At 67.6% G+C, this 21,480-nt stretch carries 18 protein-coding genes and 2 pseudogenes; 10 read left to right on the forward strand and 10 right to left on the reverse strand.

All coding sequences use genetic code 11. The features are described from left to right. Nucleotide 1 precedes the first annotated feature (1 nt). The gene (locus ACV22Z_RS11755; protein WP_448076475.1) at nucleotides 2–241 is read right to left on the reverse strand and encodes a UDP-glucose 4-epimerase; all 240 of its coding nucleotides are present in this window, start codon (nucleotides 239–241) and stop codon (nucleotides 2–4) included. Between the two features lie 329 nt (nucleotides 242–570). Between ACV22Z_RS11755 and ACV22Z_RS11760 the strand changes: the two genes are divergently transcribed. Beyond that, nucleotides 571–1,023: a hypothetical protein gene (locus ACV22Z_RS11760; protein WP_448076476.1), complete on the forward strand. Its 453-nt coding sequence runs from the start codon at nucleotides 571–573 to the stop codon at nucleotides 1,021–1,023. 167 nt (nucleotides 1,024–1,190) lie between these two features. Here the strand turns inward: ACV22Z_RS11760 and ACV22Z_RS11765 are convergent, their stop codons facing one another. The 3 genes from ACV22Z_RS11765 to ACV22Z_RS11775 form a co-directional block, all read right to left on the reverse strand. Next, the gene (locus tag ACV22Z_RS11765; RefSeq protein WP_448076477.1) at nucleotides 1,191–1,589 is read right to left on the reverse strand and encodes a DUF488 domain-containing protein; all 399 of its coding nucleotides are present in this window, start codon (nucleotides 1,587–1,589) and stop codon (nucleotides 1,191–1,193) included. Nucleotides 1,590–1,790: 201 nt separating this feature from the next. After that, on the reverse strand, nucleotides 1,791–2,993 hold the full coding sequence (locus tag ACV22Z_RS11770; protein ID WP_448076478.1) for an amino acid aminotransferase: 1,203 nt from the start codon (nucleotides 2,991–2,993) through the stop codon (nucleotides 1,791–1,793). A gap of 93 nt (nucleotides 2,994–3,086) precedes the next feature. After that, the gene (locus tag ACV22Z_RS11775) at nucleotides 3,087–4,472 is read right to left on the reverse strand and encodes an amino acid permease (RefSeq protein ID WP_448076479.1); all 1,386 of its coding nucleotides are present in this window, start codon (nucleotides 4,470–4,472) and stop codon (nucleotides 3,087–3,089) included. A gap of 313 nt (nucleotides 4,473–4,785) precedes the next feature. On the opposite strand from ACV22Z_RS11775, the gene ACV22Z_RS11780 reads away from it, so the two are divergent. The 3 genes from ACV22Z_RS11780 to ACV22Z_RS11790 all read left to right on the forward strand — a co-directional run bounded on the left by ACV22Z_RS11780 (nucleotide 4,786) and on the right by ACV22Z_RS11790 (nucleotide 8,892). Next, nucleotides 4,786–5,259 carry an Lrp/AsnC family transcriptional regulator gene (locus tag ACV22Z_RS11780; protein ID WP_448076480.1) on the forward strand — a complete coding sequence of 158 codons (474 nt, stop codon included), beginning with the start codon at nucleotides 4,786–4,788 and terminating at the stop codon, nucleotides 5,257–5,259. A gap of 404 nt (nucleotides 5,260–5,663) precedes the next feature. Then, the gene (locus ACV22Z_RS11785; protein ID WP_448076481.1) at nucleotides 5,664–7,340 is read left to right on the forward strand and encodes a phospholipase C; all 1,677 of its coding nucleotides are present in this window, start codon (nucleotides 5,664–5,666) and stop codon (nucleotides 7,338–7,340) included. A gap of 127 nt (nucleotides 7,341–7,467) precedes the next feature. After that, nucleotides 7,468–8,892, forward strand: a complete 1,425-nt coding sequence (locus tag ACV22Z_RS11790) for a cytochrome-c peroxidase (RefSeq protein WP_448076482.1) — start codon at nucleotides 7,468–7,470, stop codon at nucleotides 8,890–8,892. A gap of 45 nt (nucleotides 8,893–8,937) precedes the next feature. Here ACV22Z_RS11790 and ACV22Z_RS11795 read toward each other — a convergent pair whose 3' ends face one another. Together ACV22Z_RS11795 and codA are read right to left on the reverse strand one after the other, a co-directional pair. Next, complete coding sequence (locus ACV22Z_RS11795) at nucleotides 8,938–10,260, reverse strand: TIGR00366 family protein (protein WP_448076483.1); 1,323 nt, start codon at nucleotides 10,258–10,260, stop codon at nucleotides 8,938–8,940. Nucleotides 10,261–10,551: 291 nt separating this feature from the next. Continuing rightward, complete coding sequence (codA, locus tag ACV22Z_RS11800; protein ID WP_448076484.1) at nucleotides 10,552–11,793, reverse strand: cytosine deaminase; 1,242 nt, start codon at nucleotides 11,791–11,793, stop codon at nucleotides 10,552–10,554. Between the two features lie 263 nt (nucleotides 11,794–12,056). Here codA and ACV22Z_RS11805 point away from each other — a divergent pair. Both ACV22Z_RS11805 and ACV22Z_RS11810 read left to right on the forward strand, forming a co-directional pair. Further along, nucleotides 12,057–12,404 (forward strand): annotated as a pseudogene (locus tag ACV22Z_RS11805) (porin); the annotation flags it as partial. 257 nt (nucleotides 12,405–12,661) lie between these two features. After that, nucleotides 12,662–12,964 carry a DUF4148 domain-containing protein gene (locus ACV22Z_RS11810; protein WP_448076485.1) on the forward strand — a complete coding sequence of 101 codons (303 nt, stop codon included), beginning with the start codon at nucleotides 12,662–12,664 and terminating at the stop codon, nucleotides 12,962–12,964. Between the two features lie 252 nt (nucleotides 12,965–13,216). Here the strand turns inward: ACV22Z_RS11810 and ACV22Z_RS11815 are convergent, their stop codons facing one another. After that, nucleotides 13,217–14,164 carry a LysR family transcriptional regulator gene (locus ACV22Z_RS11815; RefSeq protein ID WP_448076486.1) on the reverse strand — a complete coding sequence of 316 codons (948 nt, stop codon included), beginning with the start codon at nucleotides 14,162–14,164 and terminating at the stop codon, nucleotides 13,217–13,219. A gap of 201 nt (nucleotides 14,165–14,365) precedes the next feature. Here ACV22Z_RS11815 and ACV22Z_RS11820 point away from each other — a divergent pair, with 201 nt between their 5' ends. Both ACV22Z_RS11820 and ACV22Z_RS11825 read left to right on the forward strand, forming a co-directional pair. Then, nucleotides 14,366–16,549 (forward strand): FUSC family protein, encoded by a 2,184-nt coding sequence (locus ACV22Z_RS11820; RefSeq protein ID WP_448076487.1) that lies wholly within the window; start codon nucleotides 14,366–14,368, stop codon nucleotides 16,547–16,549. A 141-nt stretch (nucleotides 16,550–16,690) separates the two neighbouring features. After that, nucleotides 16,691–16,903 (forward strand): hypothetical protein, encoded by a 213-nt coding sequence (locus ACV22Z_RS11825; RefSeq protein ID WP_448076488.1) that lies wholly within the window; start codon nucleotides 16,691–16,693, stop codon nucleotides 16,901–16,903. Nucleotides 16,904–17,102: 199 nt separating this feature from the next. On the opposite strand, the pseudogene ACV22Z_RS11830 reads toward ACV22Z_RS11825, so the two are convergent. Continuing rightward, nucleotides 17,103–17,255, reverse strand: a pseudogene (locus ACV22Z_RS11830) (P1 family peptidase); the annotation flags it as partial. Nucleotides 17,256–17,414: 159 nt separating this feature from the next. Between ACV22Z_RS11830 and ACV22Z_RS11835 the strand changes: the two are divergent. Then, nucleotides 17,415–18,275, forward strand: coding sequence for a class I SAM-dependent methyltransferase (locus ACV22Z_RS11835; RefSeq protein WP_448076489.1), 861 nt, complete (start codon nucleotides 17,415–17,417; stop codon nucleotides 18,273–18,275). 119 nt (nucleotides 18,276–18,394) lie between these two features. On the opposite strand, the gene ACV22Z_RS11840 is transcribed toward ACV22Z_RS11835, so the two are convergent. After that, the gene (locus tag ACV22Z_RS11840; protein ID WP_448076490.1) at nucleotides 18,395–19,831 is read right to left on the reverse strand and encodes a cytochrome P450; all 1,437 of its coding nucleotides are present in this window, start codon (nucleotides 19,829–19,831) and stop codon (nucleotides 18,395–18,397) included. A 98-nt stretch (nucleotides 19,832–19,929) separates the two neighbouring features. On the opposite strand from ACV22Z_RS11840, the gene ACV22Z_RS11845 reads away from it, so the two are divergent. Further along, a complete protein-coding gene (locus ACV22Z_RS11845; RefSeq protein WP_448076491.1) occupies nucleotides 19,930–20,868 on the forward strand; it encodes a helix-turn-helix domain-containing protein in 939 nt (312 codons plus the stop codon). A 115-nt stretch (nucleotides 20,869–20,983) separates the two neighbouring features. On the opposite strand, the gene ACV22Z_RS11850 is transcribed toward ACV22Z_RS11845, so the two are convergent. Continuing rightward, a complete protein-coding gene (locus ACV22Z_RS11850; protein ID WP_448076492.1) occupies nucleotides 20,984–21,307 on the reverse strand; it encodes a DNA-binding protein in 324 nt (107 codons plus the stop codon). Nucleotides 21,308–21,480 lie beyond the last annotated feature (173 nt).

The raw sequence follows: 21,480 nt of genomic DNA on the forward strand, positions 1-21,480 counted from the left end.
CTTATACGTTGAACACCTGCGACAGCTTCAGCTCGATCCACGTCATGCCGGCCCGCAGCCCTTCGAGCACCGCCTCGCGCTCCGTCGGATACGTGTGGCCGTGCTCGAACGCGTGCTGAAACCGGGTCGGGCCGCTGCCGTGCTCGACTTTCACGCGGCAGCGAAAGCCGCCCGCGTCGTCCGGGCGCGTGTCGACTTCGACCGTCCAGTCGCCTTCCCGGATATTGCCCGACAGCGTCATCTGCGCCTCCCGCGGCCTGCGCGCCGCATCCTGCCTGACCGGCCGCCGTCCGCGCGAAACCCGCGTTGTGCGACCCTGCATCGACTCGCCCGCAAGCGACCCGACGCGTCCATGAGGTGAGCATAGAGGCGCGCGCCGCCGCGCGCTTGACCCACGTCAAGCGAGTCGTGCAGCCGCCGCGCGCTGCGTGACGGACGCTCAACGCGGCGGCCGCCGTGCGGTCAAAGGAAGTAAACCGGCACGCTCGGACGCGATCGGCCCGATTTGCGCGAACGCTCCGCGCGCAGTGCGCGCCGGCATACGGGGCAGCGAATTGCACAGGGTCCGCCATGGCATTGATTGCGAATCTGGACGGCGCCCGCGATCTCTACCGGCTATGTTTCGTGCGCGCGCCGTGGGCGTATTTCACGTGCCTGCCGCTTGACGAGCAATGCGGCGAGAGCTGGGCGGCGGTTCCGTATCAGGATGTCGCGAAGCCGCCTTACAGCGACTCGCGTACGCAAGTGCTGAAGGTCGCGTTCGAAACGCCGCTGCTGTTTCCGCCCGAGGCCGGGCGTCACGGCGGCGCATACAGCGTCGAGCAGATCAATCGCGGCGCGGCGCCGTGGCTGCGCAGCGAGAACTTTCTCGACGCCAACACGCTGCTCGTATGGGGCGGCGCGACGCTGCAGGCATTCGTCGAGACGGTCGAATCGGCCGGCGGCACGGTCTACGGCCCGCTCGGCTGGGCCGAGCTGCCGCCGTGGGAAGCGCCTGACGAGCCCGCTGCGGCGTCGGTGTGACCGGTGCCGGCTTGCGGTCTGACCTGCGCGACGGCGCCTCGGTGCCGGCTGGCGGTCTGGCCTGCGCGACGGCGCCTCGGTGCCGGCTGGCGGTCTGGCCTGCGCGACGGCGTCACGGTGCCGCCTACGTCATGCACCACGCCACCCGCGCAGTTCGACGCGCTGCGTCAGGATGCGTCCGGCTCGATCGCCGCGCCGCGCTCGGCGAGCAGCTCGCGCAGGATGCTGCGGTGGCAGCGGTTTTCGTTTTCGCAGTAGCAGCCGATCGAGAATTGCGTGGTTGCCGACAGCGCCGCGAGCAGGTCGAGCACCTTCGGCGCATCGCCGTGATTCATCTCCGCGCGAAACTTGCGCGCGAACGCACGCCAGTCGGCGTCGGTTTCGGCATGCAGCGCCTGCGCGACGAGTTCAGGGGTCGGCGACAGCGTCGGCAGCCACACGTCGTAATAGTTGCGCGACGCGAACTCGGCCTTCGGCACGCCGCGCGGCGGACGCCGCACCGCGCCGATCCGCAGGCCCTCGCCGGCCGCGCGCGGCGAGCCAAGCTGCACGATTCGAATGCTCATTCCCGGGGTGCTCCTTGACAGGACGATCTTCACGATCAACCCGCGCATCGTACCGCCGCGCACGCAGCCGCGACAGATGCACGTTCGCACAATGCGGGCGCCGCACAAAAAAAAACGGCTGCCCCCACAACGAGGACAGCCGGTCTCATATCGCTCCGCGCACGCGGCGCGGGATCGCGCGTTAATCGGGCGTCATGGCGCTCAGACGCCGCTCTTCAGCACCTTCGCGATCGACTCGGCGACGATGCCGACGTTCGAGTCGTTCAGCCCCGCGACGCACATCCGGCCCGAGCGCAGGATGTACACGCCGTGCACTTCGCGCAGCGCCTCGACCTGCGATTCGGTGAGGCCCGTGTACGTGAACATGCCGCGCTGCTTCACGTAGCGCGTGAGCGCCTCGCCGCTCACGTGGTCGCGCAGCCCGTCGTGGATCGACTGGCGCATCCGCGCGATCCGGCGGCACATCGCCGACAGTTCCTCTTCCCACTGCTTGCGCAGCGCGGGCGTGTTGAGCACGGCCGATACGATCTTCGCGCCGTGGATCGGCGGGTTGCTGTAGTTCGAGCGCACCGCGCCGGCGAGCTGGCCGAGCACGCGGTCCGCCGCGGCGGCATCCTCGCAGATCACGCTCAGGCCGCCGACACGCTCGCCGTACAGCGAGAAGTTCTTCGAGAACGAATTCGCGACGAGCGCCGGCAGGCCGCGGCGGGCGATTTCGCGCACCGCGAACGCGTCCGCGTCGAGGCCCGCGCCGAAGCCCTGGTACGCCATGTCGACGAACGGCAGCAGCTCGCGCGCCTCGATCACGTCGATCAGCTTCTGCCACTGGCCTTCGTCGAGATCGACGCCGGTCGGGTTGTGGCAGCACGCGTGCAGCAGCACGACGCTGCGCGCGGGCAGCGTGTTGATCGCCGCGAGCATCGCGTCGAACTTCAGCCCGCCCGTCGCCTCGTCGTAGTACGGGTACGTGTTCACCGTGAAGCCCGCACGCTCGAAGATGAAGCGGTGGTTTTCCCAGCTCGGGTCGCTGAGCCACACTTGCGTGTCCGGGAAGTAGCGCTTCAGGAAATCCGCGCCGACCTTCAGCGCGCCCGAGCCGCCGAGCGTCTGCACGGTTGCGATGCGGCCCGCCGCGCGCGTCGGGTGATCGGCGCCAAACACGAGCGCCTGCACCGCGTCGCGGTACGGCGCCATGCCGACCATCGGCAAGTAGGGCTTCGGGCCGATCTCGCGCTGCAGCGCCGTCTCGGCTTCGCGGACGGCGTCCATCACGGGAATCCGGCCTTCGGCATCGAAGTAGATGCCGATGCTCAGGTTGACCTTCTGCTCGCGCGGGTCCTTCTGGAAGTTCTCGTTGAGCGTCAGGATCGGGTCGCCGGGATACGCGTCGATGTGTTCGAACATGGCTTTATCGGTCTCGTTGGATGAAAAGTCTTGCTGCGGGCGCCGGCGCGTGCTGCCGCCGGCGCCGGTGCGCGTGCGCGCACCTGGCCCGGCTTAGCGCGCGGATGCGCGGTCGTTCAGCGCAAAGGCGGCATTCTTCTGGCGGAAGCGATACCCGATCGCGAGCACTGCGAGCCACACCGGGATCAGGTAAACCGACAGGCGGAGATCCGGCGTCAGGTACATCACGACGAGAATGCCGGCCATGAACGCCAGGCACAGGTAATTCGTGAAAGGATAGCCCAGACTGCGGAAGAACGTCTGCTGTCCCGCAGCACGCTTGGCCTGGCGGAACTTCAGGTGAATCAGGCTGATCATCGCCCAGTTGATGATGAGCGCCGACACGACGAGCCCCATCAGCACCTCGAACGCCTTGCCGGGCATGAAGTAGTTGATCAGCACGCACACGCCGGTCGCGAGCGCCGATGCGCCGAGCGCCGCGAGCGGAATGCCGCGCTTGTTCACGGACATCATCGCCTTCGGTGCGTTGCCCTGCTGCGCGAGGCCGAACAGCATCCGGCTGTTGCAGTACACGCCGCTGTTGTACACCGACAGCGCGGCCGTCAGCACGACGACGTTCAGCACGTTCGCGACCGTATTGCTGCTGAGCGCGTGGAAGATCAGCACGAACGGGCTGCCGCCGGTCACGACCTTCTCCCACGGATACAGCGACAGCAGCACGGCGAGCGCGCCGATGTAGAAGATCAGGATGCGGTAGATCACCTGGTTGGTCGCGCGCGGGATGCTGTGCTTCGGATCGTCCGCTTCGGCCGCGGTGATGCCGACGAGCTCGAGGCCGCCGAACGAGAACATGATCGCCGCCATCGACATCACGAGGCCCGACACGCCGTTCGGGAAGAAGCCGCCGTGCTGCCACAGGTTCGCGACGCTCGCCTCGGGGCCTGCGTGGCCGCTTGCGAGCAGCCAGCCGCCGAAGCCGATCATGCCGACGATCGCGGCGACCTTGATGATCGAGAACCAGAATTCCGTCTCGCCGTACGACTTGACGCTCGTCAGGTTGATCAGGTTGATCACGACATAGAACACGAGCGCGGACACCCAGGTCGGCACGCCCGGCCACCAGTACTGCACGTAGATCCCGACCGCCGACAGCTCGGCCATGCTGACGAGGATGTACAGCACCCAGTAGTTCCAGCCTGACAGGAAGCCGGTGAAGTGGCCGCAGTACTTGTCCGCAAAGTAGCTGAACGACCCGGCCACCGGCTCGTCGACGACCATCTCGCCGAGCTGGCGCATGATGAAAAACGCGACGACGCCGGCCACCGCGTAGCCGAGCAGCACCGACGGGCCCGCCATCTTGATCGTCTGCGCGATGCCGAGGAACAGCCCCGTGCCGAGCGCGCCGCCGAGCGCGATCAGCTGGATGTGCCGATTCTTCAGCCCGCGCTTCAGGCCGTCCTTCTCGTGTCCAGAAACCATGTCTTCTCCACTCTGTCCGCTTCCTGTGGAAGCGGCGCGCCTCGGTGTGCCGGGCACTGTTTTGCTATGCCGGCGGCCGTTCGTGGAGCCGCCGGGTTGGGGACTGCAATCTTCGTGCGGCGGCACCCGAACTCCGCCGGCGGCCCGTCACACCGGCCGCCGATTGCCGCTTGCGGGCGCATTGCTGCAATCGCACACGAAAATCCGGCGTCAGTTTAGCGTCGCGACGACGAAATCGGGTTTCGTAACCCGTTCATGCAAACCCTACATTATGAGATAAGATTGCATCCGGGAGACAGATGAGGAAACAAAAATGCCTGAACCGGTTCTCGACCGCATCGATCGGAACTTGCTGGCGATCCTGCAGGAAAACGGCCGCGCCTCGAACCTCGAACTGGCGAAGGCCGTCGGCCTGTCGCCCGCGCAGACGCTGCGCCGTCACCGGCGGCTCGAGGAGATCGGCGCGATCCGCCGCTACGAGACGCGGCTCGACGCCGACACGCTCGGCTTCGGCGTCACCGCATTCGTGCACGTGACGATGGAGCGCGGCCATATCCGCGACCTGTCGAAATTCCAGAAGCTCGTGTCCGATCTCGCGCAGATCCAGGAGTGCTTCTCCGTGACGGGCGACATCGACTATGTGCTGAAGGTCGTCGCACATGACCTGAAGGGGCTGTCCACGTTCCTGCTCGAAACGCTGATGCGCACGCCCGGCGTGAGCGGCGTGCATTCGAGCGTTTGCCTCGACGAGGTCAAGTGCACGAGCGCGATGCCGGTCGACGCGTGACAAAGCGCCTGGCCGCTGACCGGGCGGCGCCATCGTCGCGCCGCCGGTAGATGGATTCATCGCAACAATCCGTCATGTAATTGTCAAAGTCGCTGCAAGCCGTGTTCCGTGCGCGCCCGCCCGGTGCGCCCGGTGCGCCCGGCCGGGCCGGCGTGCGGCGCGCTGCGCGGCCCTCCAGGCAAGCGTGTACGCGTCCGGCGGTGCGCATTACGCGCTGCTTTCTTTCGCATTTCTTTCGCAGCAAATGTGCTCGTAATGAAATCGATATCGCGAAGCAATGCTCGCGAAACCACCCCGCCCCCATATCTTCATACCGGACTGATTCAATGCGCGTGCTCGCCATCGCGCCCGCTGCCGTTCCGGGCCGATCATTTCCCTGACCCGCTCGAATGGAGTCCTCCACGATGTTCCGTCAAGCCATGCTCGTCACCGCCTGCGCCGGCGCAGTCCTCGCGCTGTTCGCGTGCGGCGGCAGCGAAGATTCGACACCGGCCGCGCCCTCGGTGTCGTCGCAGGATGCGCTGCAGACCACCACACCGATCAAGCACCTCGTCGTGATCTACGGCGAGAACGTGTCGTTCGATCACTACTTCGGCACCTACCCGAACGCGACGAACCCGTCGGGCGAACCGGCGTTCACCGCGGCGGCCGGCACGCCCGCCATCAACGGCCTGACCGGCACGCTGCTGACCGCCAACCCGAACTTCACGAACACCGCGAACGGCACCAACGCCGCGAACCCGTTCCGCCTCGACCGCACGCAGGCCGCGACGGCCGACCAGAACCACGCGTACACGGCCGAGCAGCAGGCCGAGGACAACGGCCTCGCCGACCTGTTCCCGAAATACACGGGCAAGGGCTCGTCCGGCGGCGCCGGCGCATTCGGCACGAAGGGCCAGGTGATGGGCTACTTCGACGGCAACACCGTGACGGCGCTGTGGAACTACGCGCAGCGCTTCGCGATGAGCGACAACGCATACACGACGTCGTACGGTCCGTCGACGCCGGGCGCGCTGAACGTGATCTCCGGCCAGACCAACGGGATGCAGATCGTCAAGACGTCGAAGCAGCCGTCGACGCTCGCCGCGTCGTCTTACTACATCAATGACGGCCAGGGCGGCTTCACGATGATCAACGACGTCGATCCGGGCTTCGACGTGTGCTCGAGCACGACCGACCAGGCGATGATGGCCGGCAAGAACATCGGCGACCTGCTGAACGGCGCGAACATCACGTGGGGCGGCTTCATGGGCGGCTTCAACCTGTCGACCGTGAACGGCAACGGCACGACGGGCTGCAGCCGCAGCACGATCGCGACCGCGGTGAACGCAGCGACGTCCGACTACATCCCGCACCACAACTGGTTCCAGTACTACGCGACGACGGCGAACCCGCAGCACACGCGGCCGAGCTCGGTCGCCGCGATCGGCTCGAGCGTCGAAACCGACGGCAAGACGGCCGAACCGGCGAACCACCAGTACGACACCGACGACTTCTTCGCCGCGGTCAAGGCGGGCAACTTCCCGTCCGTGAGCTTCCTGAAGGCGCCGGCCGCGCAGGACGCGCATGCGGGCTATTCGGATCCGCTCGACGAACAGGCGTTCGTGACGAAGGTCGTCAACTTCCTGCAGCAGCAGCCCGACTGGCAGAACACGGCCGTGATCGTCACCTATGACGATTCGGACGGCTGGTACGACCATGCGTACGTGACGCCGACCCGCGCATCGTCCGATGCCGTCGACCAGGTGAACGGCAACGGCAAGTGCGGCACGGGCGGCACCACGGGCGTCAAGGGCGGCACCGTCAACGGCCGCTGCGGCCCCGGCGTGCGGATTCCGCTCGTCGTGATCTCGCCGTACGCGAAGCAGAACTACGTCGACCACACGCTGGTCGACCAGGCCTCGGTCGTCCGCTTCATCGAGGACAACTGGCTCGGCAGCCAGCGAATCGGCGGCGGTTCGTTCGACGCGTCGGCAGGCGACCTGCGCGGGCTGTTCGACTTCGCGGCGAAGCCGAACACGGCGCCGCTGTACCTCGACCCGACGCTCGGCACCGCGCTCAGCTCGGCACCGGCGATCTGATCGTCGACATCACCCGGCGGGCAGTCGATCTGATCGTCGACGTCACCCGTCAGGCCGGCGCGCTCCGCGCCGGCCGTTTCCGTTTAAACGCGCTGCGTTGGCGGCGCCCGACTTCAACCTGGACCGCATGACCGCCCGTCCCGCCTTTCCGCCGCCCGGTGCGTCCGATACCGGCGCCCCCGCGCCGCACCGCCGCTTTCGCTTCCTGCGCCGCGCAGCGCTCACGCTCGGTGCCGGCGTGCTGGGCTACGGCGCATTCGCGATCGCGTTTCCGGCGCACACGCCCGCCGCGATCGGCACCTTCGTCGAAGACTGGACCGGCGCGAACTCGCACCCGATCGTGCTGCAGCGCCCGGCCGCCGCGCCGCTGTCCGCGGTCGCCCAACTCGGCCGCGCGCTGTTCTTCGATCCGGCGTTGTCGGCTTCGGCCAAGCAGTCGTGCGCGTCGTGCCACAGCCCCGATCACGCGTACGGACCGCCGAACGCGCTCGAGGTCCAGCCGGGCGGCATCGCGATGACGCTGCACGGCTACCGGCCGCCGCCGTCGCTGATGTACCTGTACCGGCAGCCGAACTTCAGCATCGGCCCCGATACGAGCGAAAACGACGACGCGGCGAGTGTCGCGCAGCAGGCCGCGTCCGCGGCGGGCGTGGTGAAGGCGCAAAAGGTGGCCGGCACCGCGGCCGCGCCGCAGCTCGTGCCGCAAGGCGGGATGTTCTGGGACGGCCGCGCGGACACGCTGCAGCAGCAAGCGTTCGGCCCGCTGCTGAATCCGGTCGAGATGGCGAATGCGAGCGTCGACGACGTCGCGCACAAGCTCGCGCAGTCGCCGCACCGCGCGCGTTTCATGCAGCTGTTCGGGCCGCGCGTGTTCGACAGCGCGCCGCTCGCGGTATCCGAGGCGATGTTCGCGATCGCGCGCTATCAGGTCGAGGATCCGTCGTTCCACCCGTACAACAGCAAGTACGACCGCTGGCTCGAAGGCCGCGCGCGCCTCACGCAGGCCGAGTTGCGCGGGTTGCGGCTCTTCAACGATCCCGCGAAGGCGAACTGCGCGGGCTGCCACCTGTCGAAGCCGGGCGCGGACGGGCTGCCGCCGATGTTCACCGACTTCCAGTACGAAGCGCTCGGCGCGCCGCGCAACCGCCTGCTCGCGCAGAACCGCGACCCGGCGTTTCACGACCTCGGGCTGTGCGGGCCGTTCCGCGCGGACCTGAAGGACCAGACGCAGTACTGCGGGATGTTCCTCACGCCGACGCTGCGCAATGCGGCAACCCGCCACGTGTTCTTCCACAACGGCGTGTTCCACTCGCTGGATCAGGTGATGGCGTTCTACAACGAGCGCAACATCGCACCGCAGAAGTTCTATCCGCGCGGCCCGGACGGCCAGGTCGACGCGTACGACGACCTGCCCGCGCAGTTTCGCGGCAACATCGACGTGACCGACGCGCCGTTCGACCGCAAGGCCGGCGACGCGCCCGCGATGTCGGCGCAGGATATCAAGGATATCGAAGCGTTCCTGCAAACCCTCACCGACCAACCGGTGCGGTGAGGGTCGCTGGCGGGCCCGGCGTCACCGTCGGGCCCGCCCCGCTGCTCAGAACAGATACATCCCGGCCACGAACACCACGCCGGAAAACAGCAGTGTGGTCACGCAATACCCCATGATGTCGCGCACGCCGAGCCCCGCGATCGCGAGCGCGGGCAGCGCCCAGAACGGCTGCGCCATGTTGGTCCACGCCTCGCCGTATGCGATCGCCATCGCGGCCTTGCCGAGGTCCGCGCCGAGCGCCTGCGCGGCCGGCATCACGAACGGCCCCTGCACGACCCAGTGGCCGCCGCCCGACGGCACCGCAAAATTGATCACGGCCGAACTCAGGAAGGCGAGCAGCGGAAACGTGTGCGCGTTCGCGATATCGACGAACCATTTCGTGATCACGCCCGCCAGCCCCGAGTGGTCCATCAGCGCCTGGATGCCCGCGTAGAACGGGAACTGAATCATGATCCCCGACGCGCCGCGTGCCGCGCCGGCGACCGCGCGCGCATAGGCCATCGGCGTGCGGTGCAGCAGGATGCCGGCCGCGAGGAACGCGAGGTTCACCGTGTCGATGTCGAGCGAGAAGCCCTTCTGCACGAACTTCAGCACGAGGAACCCCGCGCACAGCGCCGCGACTAAGACCGACAGCGCGCGGCTTTCCTCCAACTGCTCCGCGAACGTCGCATCGGGCCCGAGCGTGCGCTCGACGCTCGGCGGTTCCGCGAGCAACGCCGGATCGACGCTGACGACGTCGCCGGGCTTCGGCATCATCATCCGCGCGAGAAACGGCAGCATCACGATCAGGCCGATCGTGATGAACGCGTTGTAGCCGGTGAAGATCGTCTGCGACACGGGGATCAGGCCGATGGTCTTCTCCATCGGGTTGCCCTTTGTCGCGGCGACCAGCGGGACCGAACCCGACAGGCCGCCGTGCCAGCTCAGGAAGCCCATGTATGCGGACGCGACGAGCAGCCGGTAGTCGCTGCCCGCCACCCGGCGCGCGACCTCGCGCGCGAGCATCGCGCCGAGCACGAGGCCGAAGCCCCAGTTGATCGCGCACGCGAGCGCGGCGACGAACGCGACGAGCATCACGCCCTGCCCCGGCGTGCGCGCGGCGCTCGCCAGCGCGACGAGCATGCGCTTGACGGGCGGCGAGCTCGCGAGCGCGTGGCCGGTGACGAGAATCATCACCATCTGCATCGAGAACGCGAGCAGGTTCCAGAAGCCCGAGCCCCACATCGTCGTGAGCTGCACGGGCGTGTTCGGCGTGAGGCCGAACGCGAGCGCGAACGTCACGATCGTCAGCAGGATCGCGAAAATCAACGGGTCGGGCAGCACGCGGTGGACCACCTGCGTGAAAAAGCGGGAAATACGTTGAATCAAGTTGTGCTCCTCGTTTCCTGATAGGGACGCCCGCGCGTGTCGTTGTTGGTTGAAGCGCGGGTCGCGCGGATTCTTGCACAGAACCGGCGAATCCGCTTCGGAGCGCGTGGGGCCGCGATCGCACGGCGATGCGATGGGGAAACGGAGGGAAGAAAGCGGCGTCAGGTCCGAATCGTAGGCCTGCGCCGCTCATGAGACAAACGTATTTTTTCGAATCGACTCATGCATTTACCGACTGAACGCATGACCGAGCGCCGGCGGCCGGAAGCGGCCGACGGGCGCGCGTCACCGTCAACCCGGATACGTGATGCGCTCCGGTTCCCGCCGCATGATCACCTTCCCGCCGCGGATCGACAGTGACGCCTTCGCCTGACGGCGCAGCGCTTCGTAATCGCTGTCCGCATCGAGCACGACGAGGTTCGCGGGCCGGCCGACCGCGATGCCGTAGCGCTCGCCGAGATGCATCGCGGTCGCGCTGTGGTCGGTCACAAAGTCGAGACTGCGCTGCAAGTCCTCGTATCCCATCATGTGGCAGATGTGCAGCCCCGCGTCGAGCACGCGCAGGATGTTGCCGTTGCCGAGCGGATACCACGGGTCCTTGATCGAATCCTGCCCGAAGCAGACGTTGATGCCCGCGCGGTCGAGTTCCGCAACGCGCGTGACGCCGCGCCGCTTCGGGAACGTGTCGAAGCGGCCCTGCAAGTGGATGCTTTCGGTCGGACACGAGATGAAGCTGAGCCCCGCCCGCTTGAGCAGCCGGAACAGCTTCGAGCAATACGCGTTGTCGTACGAACCCATCGCCGTCGTGTGGCTCGCGGTCACCCGCGCGCCCATTCCGCGTACGCGCGTCTCTTCGGCGAGCACTTCGACAAAACGCGAATGCGGATCGTCGGTTTCGTCGCAATGCACGTCGACGAGGCAGCCGGTGCGCTCGGCGAGATCCATCAGGAAGCGGATCGAGCTGACGCCCTGCTCGCGCGTGTTCTCGAAGTGCGGAATGCCGCCGACGACGTCCGCGCCCATGTCGATCGCCTGCTCCATCAGCGCACGGCCGCCGTCGAACGATTCGATCCCCTCCTGCGGGAACGCGACGATCTGCAGGTCGATCAGCCCGCGCGCCTCGTCCTTCACCTCGAGCATCGCCTTCAGCGCGGCGAGCGACGGATCGGTCACGTCGACGTGCGTGCGCACGTGCTGGATCCCGTGATCGCGCAGCATGCCGATCGCCGCATGCGCGCGCGTCTTCGTGTCTTCGTGCGTGATCGTCGCCTTGCGCTCGGCCCAGCGCTCGATGCCTTCGAACAGCGTGCCGCTCATGTTCCAGGCCGGTTCGCCGGCGGTGAGCACCGCGTCGAGATGGATGTGCGGCTCGACGAGCGGCGGGATCGCGAGACGGCCGCCCGCGTCGATGTCGCCGCCGCTCGCAGGCGCGATCGCAGCCGGCTGCGCATCGATGCGCGCGATGACGCCCGCATCGATGCCGATCGTGAAGAGGCCGTCGCGGCCGCGCAAACGTACGTTGAACAGGTTCATGTGGGTCCTGGCAGGAAGCGGCCGTGCGTCACCGCGACGGACGCGTGTTTCGAAAAAGAAGGAACGCCGGGCGCACGGCGGCGCCGGCAGTTGATCGATGGCGTGACGCGCCCATTCTCCGCGCGAGCGCGGCATCGATCAACTGCCGGCGCGGCCGCACGCGATGTTGCAGCCACGCGACAACACCGCGTGGCACGGCACGCGCGACCCGCGTGTGCGGCGGGCCCGATGCCCGGCATCCGGCGTACCGCACGCCATATTGACAATACGACAACTCGGGCTCGTTCGGCTCGACCGGCCAGATCGCGTTCAACAACTACGACGTGAACGTCCGCTATGCGGTCACGCCGGCCGTCAGCCTCGGCGCCGCGTACGTATACACGGACGCCAGCGTGTCGAACCCGGACAGCAAGCACGGCACCGATCCGAAGTGGCACCAGGTCGACCTGCAGGCCGTCTACAAGCTGTCGCGCCACACCGACCTGTACGCGGAAGCGATGCACCAGCACGCGTCCGGGCGCGGCTACCAGGCGTTCATCAACACCTCGGGCGGTGCATCGAGCACGGCGAACCAGATCGTCGGCACGATCGGCATGCGCACGCGCTTCTGAGCTGCGTCGCCCGGCTGTCTGCCGAAACGCGAAACCCGCCTGCGAAGGCGGGTTTTTCTTTTGGTGCGCGCGCAACGACGCAGCACGCGCGACGTGCATCAGCGACGTGCATCAGTTTCCCGCCCAATGTTGTTCGTTCTGCAAATATGCCTGCCTGGAATCGGGGTTTTTACGCGACGCACCGCTGCGTAAACTCGCATCAACGGTTCGGATCACTCGCTAATCGCCGAATCGCACCAAATATCCTGGAGGAAATCGTGAAATCGCTCGTCGTCGCCACCGCTGCAGCCGTCCTGCTCACCGCACCCGCCCTGTCGTTCGCCCAGTCGTCGAAGTCGCCCGTCACGCGCGCGCAAGTGCTGCAGGAACTGTATGACCTCGAATCCGTCGGCTACAACCCGTCGCTCGGCGACGCAGGCAACTACCCGGCCGACATCACGGCCGCGCAGGAACGTCTTGCCGCAAAGCGTCTCGCTGAGGGCAAGGCCGCCCAGGCCGCGTACGGTCCGGCAGGTACGCCGGGCGCCGAAGCCGGCGTGGCTGCGAAGCCGGCCCTGTGAGTCGCACACGGCAAAAGCCGCCCGCATGCGTGGTCTGAAACATGCGGGCGGTGAGCCCGATCGAAGCAAAATCGAAGTCGATTAAAGCCCGATCGAAGCCGATCGAAGCCGACCGAAGCGCGATTGAAGGCGATTGAATCCGATTGAATCCCATCGAAACCGATCGGGAATCGGATCAGAAGCAGTTCATCAGAAGCCGTTCATCAAGTTGCGCGCCGGTGACGGCACGCCGAAGCGCCAACGCCCCGCCGCTCAGGCGGCTTGCGGTTCCCGGCCGAGCGCGGCCAGCATCTCGACGTCGCGCGCGATCATGTCGGGCACCTGCTCACGCAGGAATTCGACCCAGGTCCGCACTTTCGCATCGATGAACCGTCGCGACGGATAGAGCGCATACACGTTCATCTTCTGCAGGATGTGCTCCGGCAACACGCGCACGAGCGTGCCGTCGTGCAGCGCGTCGATCGCCGCATACAGCGGCAGCATCCCGATGCCGATGCCGTCGCGGATCGCGAGCGCGAGCGATTCGGCGGTATTCGTCTGAACCGGCCCCGTCACGTGGATCTGCTCGATGCCATCCGGCCCTTCGAGCAGCCATTCGTGCGTCGGGAATGCGGGCGTACGCAGCGTCAGGCACGCGTGCGCGCCGAGATCGCTCGGGCGGGACGGTGCGCCATGCCGGCACACGTAGTCCGGCGACGCGCACAGGATGCTGAACGTCGACCCGAGCAAATGGGACACGAGCTCCGAATCGGGCAGCGACGACGCCATGACGACCGCCATGTCGCACGTGCCGTCGAACAGGTCCGGCATCCGCTGCGACAGTGACAGCTCGATCGACACCTCCGGATACTGCGCGTGATAGCGCGTCAGCGCGGGGAGCACATAGTGATGGCCGACGCTGGCGAAGCTGCGCATGCGCATCACGCCGGCCGGCCGCTCGTGCGCGCAGCTCGCCTCTTCTTCCGCGCGGTCGACATCGGCGAGGATCTGCCGGCAGCGCCGCAGATAGCTCTCGCCGGCCGACGTCAGCGCGAGGCGGCGTGTCGAACGGTTCATCAAGCGGGTGCGCAGCCGCGCCTCGAGCTCCGACACCGCACGCGACATCGCGCCCGTCGTCGAATTCAGCGATTGCGCGGCCGCGGTGAAACTGCCCGTCTCGACGACGCGCGTAAACACCCGCATGTTCTGAAGCGTATCCATTCCTGTGAACCACCTGTGTAGGAGCCGCTATTTTCCTCCACAAAATGCGATGGATTGTTACTCTGGCTGCAACTATCGTTTCCCCGTGGCTGCGTTAACGCGCCTGCGCGACGCTCCTACAATCGGCGCCTCACCAGTCGAACGGGCGCGTTCGGACAAGCCGCGGCGAGCCGCCCGGCACCGCACGCGCCGCCCCCAGTCATGAAGCCACAACCAGCGATCGAATCACCTTCCGTCGGACTTCAACGATGGGGTCGATGGCTCGATCCGCTCGGCAAGGCCGCGCGCGACTGGGCCGCCAGCGACGGGCTGATCTGGCTGCACCTCGCGAAAACCGTGCTCGCGGCGCTGCTCGCGATGGGCATCGCGATGCGGCTCGAGATGTCGCAGCCGCGCACCGCGATGACGACCGTGTTCGTGCTGATGCAGCCGATGTCCGGGATGGTGTTCGCGAAAAGCTTCTATCGCGTGCTCGGCACCGCGGCGGGCCTCGTCGCCGCGCTCGCGCTCGGCGGCTTGTTCGCGCAGCAGCCCGAGCTCTACATGGCCGGCATCACGCTGTGGATCGGCGGCTGCATCGCGCTCGCGGTGCGCAACCGCCACTTCCGCTGGTACGGATTCGTGCTTGCCGGCTATACGGCCGCGCTGATCGGGCTGCCCGCAGTGATGACCCCGCAGACGCTGTTCCAGTCCGCGCTGACGCGCGCAGCCGAAGTCGCGCTCGGGATCGTCTGCTCCGGCGTCGTCAGCGCGCTGATCCTGCCGCTCAGCTCGGCGAAGGCGCTGATGCGCTCGCTGAGCGCACGCCACGCGAAGTTCGCCGGGTTCGCGGCCAACGCGCTCGCGGGCCATATCGAGCGCGGCGAATTCGAACGCCAGTTTGCCGATTTCGTCGACGAGATCGTCGGCTTCGAGGCGAACCGCGCGTTCGCGTCGTTCGAGGATCCGCACATCCGTGCGCGCAGCCGCCGGCTCGCGAGGCTGAACAGCGAGTTCATGAACGCGTGCACGCGGCTGCATGCGCTGCACCAGCTCGTCAAGCGCCTGCGCACCGGACGCGCCGATGAAGTCCTCGCCGCGCTCGCGCCGCACGTCGATGCGCTCGCGGAACGGCTTGCAGCGCTGCACGAAGAATTGCGGAACGGCCCCGCCCGCGCGACCGGCGCACTGCTCGACCTGCGGCGCTTTCACACGGCGCTGCCGAAGGCCGCGCGCGCGTCGCGCCGCGAGATCGAGGATCATGCGGCGGGCGGCCTGCTCGACTACGACACCGCGATCGAGCTGATGTATCGCTTCGTCGGCGAGTTTCTCGGCTACGCGGATACCTACGCGTCGCTCGACCAGGACGATCACGCATTCGAGCGCACGGTCACGCACTATGCGGTGAAGACGAACCGCTTCTTCATCGGTTTCACGTTCCTGCGCACGGTGGTCGCGGTCGGCGCGATGAGCGCCTTCTGGATCGCGTCGCAATGGCCGAGCGGCGCGCTCGCCGTGATCGGCACCGCGATCGCTTGCGCGCTCAGCTCGACGTCGCCGCGCGCCCCGAAATTCGTCGCGCAGATGGGCGTGGGCGCCGCGCTCGCGACGTTCGTCGGCTACCTGTTCCTGTGCTACGTGTACCCGAACATCGACGGCTTCCCGCTGCTGTGCGCGACGCTCGCACCGGTGCTCGGCTTCGGCGCGTTCCTCGCGATGCGGCCAGGGATGTCCGGCTACGGGATCGGCTTCGCGGTGTTCTTCTGTCTGCTCGCGGGCCCCGACAACGTGATCTCGTACACGCCGGAGGTGCTGATCAACAACGGGCTCGCCGTCGTCGTCGCGATGCTCGTGTGCTCGATCGTGTTCGCGGTGGTCTTCCCCACCCACATGCCGTGGCTGACCGGCCGCATCGCGCACGACCTGCGCCGCCAGGTAACGCTCGCGTGCGAAGGCGCGCCGGCCGGCCTCGCGCAGCGCTTCCAGTCGAGCACGCACGACCTGATGGCGCAGTTGCGCACGCTGCTCGTGCGGCGCACGCGCCAGCACCGCGATGCGCTGCGCTGGATGCTCGCGACGCTCGAGGTCGGGCACGCGGTGATCGACCTGCGCGACGAACTGCAAGCCTTCTGCGCGTCGAAACCGCCGCAGACGCTGCACTGGACCGGCTCGGTCGACACGGTGCTGCACGAACTGCCGCGCTTCTTCGACGACCCGTCGCCGAGCCATCACGCGCGCACGCTGAAATCGGTGAGCCTCGCGATCCGCGCGGCGCAGCACACGCTGCTTGAATGGCATGCGGTGCCGGACGAACGTCGCCGGATGCAGCGCATCGTCGGCTGCCTGCACTTCATGCGCAGCGCGCTGCTCGACAAGGATGCGCCGTTCAACCGGCATCGCCATTGAACGCCATTGAACGCGCATGCCGCACGATCCTTGTTCCGGCTGCAAATAAGCTCTCCTTGCACGGTGATTAATCTCTAAGCAGTACGAGCCTATAGTTTGATCACTGCCAGCAAGACTGGTCACCACCTAGGAGAAACTGAAATGAAGCCGCTGCACCTCGCCCTCGTTGCCCTGTCGCTTACCGCCGCCGTCGCACATGCGCAACCGGCGCCGGCCGACCAGGCACCGCAACAGGCGAACCGCGCCGAGGCCGTCCAGGCCGCCGGCCGCGTCGACCGCGCACAATCGAAGAGCGAAGACCCGAACGCCTGTGTCGGTCCGGTGAGCTTCTGCAACGTCTACTTCGGCAGCTAACGCATGTTCCCGCTGATAACGGGCTTGCGAACGCACGTTGCCGGTCGTCCTCCAAGGGGACTTCCGTTGGGCGCGTGCAAGGAGCGCGGAGCGCCGTCGGGCCCGCAGCGCCATCATGCGATGCGCGCGCGGACACCCCGACCGGCCGCCTCATCGCCCCTCTCTGCGCGCCGCTTCACCTGAAGCGGCGCGCTTCGTTTCAACCTCCCCGCCACGGCCGCCAGCCGACCTCCCGCAGCGCATCGAGCAAGCGCGCGGTTCCCAGCGCCTCGACCCGCGCACCACGCGATGCCACATCGCTCGCCGCGACGAGCGCATTCACGATCGCTTCCTCGACCGCTTCCGCCGCCGACACGGGTGAGCCCGAAGCAGCGCGTTCGACCAATGCACCGCCGAAAAACGCTCTATCCTCATTGACATTGGCTAAAAGGGAAAATCGACATGAAACCCGAGGGCATCGAAGCCGTGTTGCTGACGATCCACACCGAGTCCCGACAGTGAGGCCGCGATCATGAACGACAGTCACGCCATCGCACCGGACAGCACCGCCGCGCGGGTCGCGCTGTGGCGCGCGCTGCATGCCGAAATCGATGCGCCCCCGCCCGTGCTGGAGGACGACATCGGCCTGCGGTTGCTCGCGCCCGAACCGGGCTGGCAGCAGCGCGGCGACATGGATCCGCAGTTCACCCGCCCGTTCCGCGCGTCGATCGTGGCCCGCGCCCGCTTCATCGAGGATCTCGTCGTCGAACAGGCCGCGCGCGGGTTGACCCAGTACGTGATACTCGGCGCCGGCCTCGACAGCTTCGCGCAGCGCCGGCCCGACGTCGCGTCCGGCCTTCAGGTGTTCGAGATCGACCGGCCGGGCCCGCAGGCGTGGAAGCGGCAGCGCCTCGTCGAGCTCGGCTTCGGCGTGCCGGACTGGCTGCGCTTCGTCCCCGTCGATTTCGAAGCGGGCGGATCGTGGCGCGACGCACTCGCGGCCGCCGGCTTCGACGGCGGCAAGCCCGCGATCGTCGTCTCCACCGGCGTCAGCATGTATCTGACCCATGAGGCGAACGCAGCCACGCTGCGCGAGGTTGCAGCGCTCGCGCCGGGATCGATGGTTGCGATGACGTTCCTGCTGCCGCTGGAGCACGCGGATCCCGACGTGCGTCCCGGGCTCGAGATGGCGGCGAAGGGCGCGCGCGCGAGCGGTACGCCGTTCATCAGCTTCTATACGCCGCCCGTGATCGTCGCGCTCGCCCGCGAAACCGGCTTTGGCGACGCGCGGCACGTTTCCGCGGCACAGCTGGCGCAGCGCTATTTTTCCGGCAGAACGGACGGCCTGCGTCCGCCGGACAACGCCGAGGAGTTGCTGGTCGCGACGGTCTAGGATCGTTGCGCAGCCTCATCTTCTGCCGGGCAGCGCCCGTGCGCGACAACAAGCGACACGCACTCGGGCGGGCCGCCCGCATGCGTGTCGCATTTCACGCCGGCACGGCCACCCGGCTATCACGTTCGCGAATCGACCGCGTCGATCGCAAGATGCAGCGGCTCGTCGGGCCGCAACGTGACGTTCAGCACCGGACGCGGCGCCGCCTTGCCGGCCGGTATCGACAGCACGAAGCGCTGCAGCACCATCGCGGCGATCACGGTCATCTCGGTCAGCGCGAGATGCTGCCCGAGACAGACACGCGGGCCCGTGCCGAACGGCATGTACGCGCCGCGCGGAATGGCCGGCGCATCGGCGGCGAAACGCTCCGGGTGGAACGCATCCGGTTCCGGGAACCATCTCGCGTCGCTATGCATGAGCTGCAGCGGCAACATGAACAGCGTGCGCGCAGGCAATTGCCATGCACCCAGTGCGATCGGCCGCGTCGCGCGACGGCTGATCAGGATCGGCGCCGCCGGATACAGGCGCAACGTCTCTTCGAGCGTCTGCGTCAAGTACGGCAGCAGCGGCCGTGTCTCCGCGGTCGGCGCGCGGCCGCGCAACACACGCTCGACTTCGTCTCGCGCGGCTGCCTGGGCCGAAGGATTCGCGGCCATGCACCACGTCCACCAGGTGAGCGTAGCCGCCGTCGTTTCGTGCCCGGCCAGGAACGCCGTCATGCATTCGTCGTGCACCGCCTGCAATGGCCAGGCCCGCGCGTCCGCCCGGTGCAGCCGCAACAGCCGCGACAGCAGGTCGTCGGGCCACCGGCTGTCCGGCAAATCGAGACGCGCGTGCAGATGGCGATCGATCAGCTCGTTCAGCACCGCCATCGCCCGCGCCTTGCGGCGCTTCCACGGCATCCAGTCCGGCGCGGTCGCCGGCTGGTAGAACTCCGCGTTGGCCGCCGCGCTCACCGTGCGCACGGCCTCCTCCGCGGCGCGCACGTCGTTGCCAATTGCACTGCCAATCACATCGGAGAACATCGTTCGGACGATCACGTCCATCGCGAGCGACGTGAGCGCGCTTTCGACCGGCCAGCGCGGATCGTGCGCGGGCCACTGCGCAAGCGCATGGCCGGCCGCCGCCGCGATCGTCGGGACGAAGCCCTGGACCGCCTTCGGCATGAAACCCGGCTGAAGCGCGTGCCGCTTGTCGCGCCACGCGTCGCCCTCGGCAATCAGCACGCTGTGTCCGTGGACCTGCGCAAACACGCGGATGCCGCGCTCCCATCTCGCCAGCGCGTCGTGATGCGTGACCAGCAGTTCGCGCACGAGCTGCGGGTCGGTCACGACAACCGCATGCTCGGGCCACATGCGCAAATGCACGACGTCGCCGAACTGCTGCTGCCATCCGGCGAGCGTGCCGAGCAGGTCGCGCGACATGCTGCGCAGCAGGCCCCAGCCTGTCAGCCCTGCACGGGGCCCCGGCGGCCACACGCCGGGCGGATGACGAACGGGCGCAGACGACGTCGCATCTGCGTGGAATGGGCATTGGGAGTCGGTTCGCGTATTCATGCGACGCATTGTCCGCAGCCGTCGCACGCCAGTCTTGAACGCAAGCGTCATCGACACGCCATCGACACGCAAATCGCCTGTCCCTATACTGCCGCGTCATGTCCTCCGCTCCGCTCCCGGCATCGCCGCCGTGCCCCGATCCGCTCGCGCGTGCACCCCGCGCGCTGCGCGGCGGCAAGGCGCCTCACGCCCGGCTGTATCCGGCGCCGCCTGCGCTGCACGGCGCGATCGTCGCGATCATCTGCCGCGATACGCGCGGCTTCGCGCTGTCCGACGCGCAATGCCTGACCCATTTCCCGGCTTCGCCGTTCATGTGCCTGTCGTGGTATCGCGGCCTCGATGTGGGGCTCGTCGAGCAGACTGCGGACGGTCCGCGCTGGCAACCGTTCGGCGCGACGGTCACGCTGTCCGGCAGCCAGTCGCGGCCATTGACGAGCTGGGCGCCGACCACCGGGCGCGGCGGCGTCGCGTGTTTCACTGCCGACGCCGCGCAAGCGTTGTTCGGCGTCGCGCTGCCCGCGCTCCATGACCGCTTTGTCGACGCGCGCACGCTGCTTGGCGAAACGTGGCGGCCGCTCGTCGATGCGCTGTCCGACGCCGATGACGACGCCGCCGCGCTGGACGCGCTGGAACGGCACCTTGCGCCGCGCTGGCGTGCGCTCCAGGGTGGCGGCGCCGGCCTGGCGTCGCTGCGCGACGCAGGCCGCCACTGGGTCGGGCGCCTCGCATGGCAGGCGCGCGAATGGCGGCGCACGCATGGTCCGCGGCAGGTCGAGCGGCGCATCAAGGCGTATAGCGGGCGCTCATTGCGCGAATGGCAGGCGCTCGTCCGGACCGAAAGCCTGTTCTTCACCGCCCGCGACCGCCTCGAGGCCGGCCATCCGTTCGACTGGGCGACCCTGGCGCTCGACGAAGGGTTCGCCGATCAGGCCCACCTGAGCCGGGCAGCGAAACGCATCACGGGATTCTCGCCGAGCGAGTTCGCGCAACGTTTTGCCGACGACGAGTCGTTCTGGCTGTATCGGCTGTGGGTGTGACGATGGCCGCGCACCGCGCCGGCCGGCGCGGACGAGCGTTGCCGATGGCCGCAGGCGCACGCCGCGTTCGCGCGACGCCCGCGAGGCAAGCTCACCGGCACCGGCTGCAATCGGCTCAATCCGGATAATCCTCGCTCACCTTCAGGTTCGCGAGCTTGAAGATCGTGCGCAGCGTCTGCGGATGGATGTCCTTGCGCGCGGACAGCGACGTGAGGATGAAATCGAGCACCTTCGCGTACTTGAGCAACACGAGATAGCCGTCGAAATCCGCGGTGTGCGTACGCAGGTGTTCCGCGACACGCACCATCTCCGTGGACAGCGTGCAGGCCATCTCGATTTCTAGCTGCTGCTTCGCGCTCCAGGCCTGCTGCGGCTGCTCGAGCAGCCTCACCAGGAAAGCCTGGAATTGCGCGTCTGACTGGTTTGGCCGCGCGTCCATGTTTTGCCCCGTTCTGCAGTTGGGCCAGCGTGTCCGCGGACGCGCCCGGCTGTGTGGTCTCCTCGCGCCGACCGCTGCGCGATGTTCGTGCCTGATCGAATGCAGAATCCGTACCAGCGTCAAGGACACGGCACGCGGCACCGTTGGCGGGATGCTCTCCGAAGGCCGCACAG

This window comes from Burkholderia sp. PU8-34 (assembly GCF_053427725.1).

Coding starts and splice junctions, on each gene's coding strand:
- ACV22Z_RS11755 (WP_448076475.1), bottom strand. CDS start 241: ATGACGCTGTCGGGCAATATCCGGGAAGGCGACTGGACGGTCGAAGTC.
- ACV22Z_RS11760 (WP_448076476.1), top strand. CDS start 571: ATGGCATTGATTGCGAATCTGGACGGCGCCCGCGATCTCTACCGGCTA.
- ACV22Z_RS11765 (WP_448076477.1), bottom strand. CDS start 1,589: ATGAGCATTCGAATCGTGCAGCTTGGCTCGCCGCGCGCGGCCGGCGAG.
- ACV22Z_RS11770 (WP_448076478.1), bottom strand. CDS start 2,993: ATGTTCGAACACATCGACGCGTATCCCGGCGACCCGATCCTGACGCTC.
- ACV22Z_RS11775 (WP_448076479.1), bottom strand. CDS start 4,472: ATGGTTTCTGGACACGAGAAGGACGGCCTGAAGCGCGGGCTGAAGAAT.
- ACV22Z_RS11780 (WP_448076480.1), top strand. CDS start 4,786: ATGCCTGAACCGGTTCTCGACCGCATCGATCGGAACTTGCTGGCGATC.
- ACV22Z_RS11785 (WP_448076481.1), top strand. CDS start 5,664: ATGTTCCGTCAAGCCATGCTCGTCACCGCCTGCGCCGGCGCAGTCCTC.
- ACV22Z_RS11790 (WP_448076482.1), top strand. CDS start 7,468: ATGACCGCCCGTCCCGCCTTTCCGCCGCCCGGTGCGTCCGATACCGGC.
- codA (WP_448076484.1), bottom strand. CDS start 11,793: ATGAACCTGTTCAACGTACGTTTGCGCGGCCGCGACGGCCTCTTCACG.
- ACV22Z_RS11815 (WP_448076486.1), bottom strand. CDS start 14,164: ATGGATACGCTTCAGAACATGCGGGTGTTTACGCGCGTCGTCGAGACG.
- ACV22Z_RS11820 (WP_448076487.1), top strand. CDS start 14,366: ATGAAGCCACAACCAGCGATCGAATCACCTTCCGTCGGACTTCAACGA.
- ACV22Z_RS11825 (WP_448076488.1), top strand. CDS start 16,691: ATGAAGCCGCTGCACCTCGCCCTCGTTGCCCTGTCGCTTACCGCCGCC.
- ACV22Z_RS11835 (WP_448076489.1), top strand. CDS start 17,415: ATGAACGACAGTCACGCCATCGCACCGGACAGCACCGCCGCGCGGGTC.
- ACV22Z_RS11840 (WP_448076490.1), bottom strand. CDS start 19,831: ATGAATACGCGAACCGACTCCCAATGCCCATTCCACGCAGATGCGACG.
- ACV22Z_RS11845 (WP_448076491.1), top strand. CDS start 19,930: ATGTCCTCCGCTCCGCTCCCGGCATCGCCGCCGTGCCCCGATCCGCTC.
- ACV22Z_RS11850 (WP_448076492.1), bottom strand. CDS start 21,307: ATGGACGCGCGGCCAAACCAGTCAGACGCGCAATTCCAGGCTTTCCTG.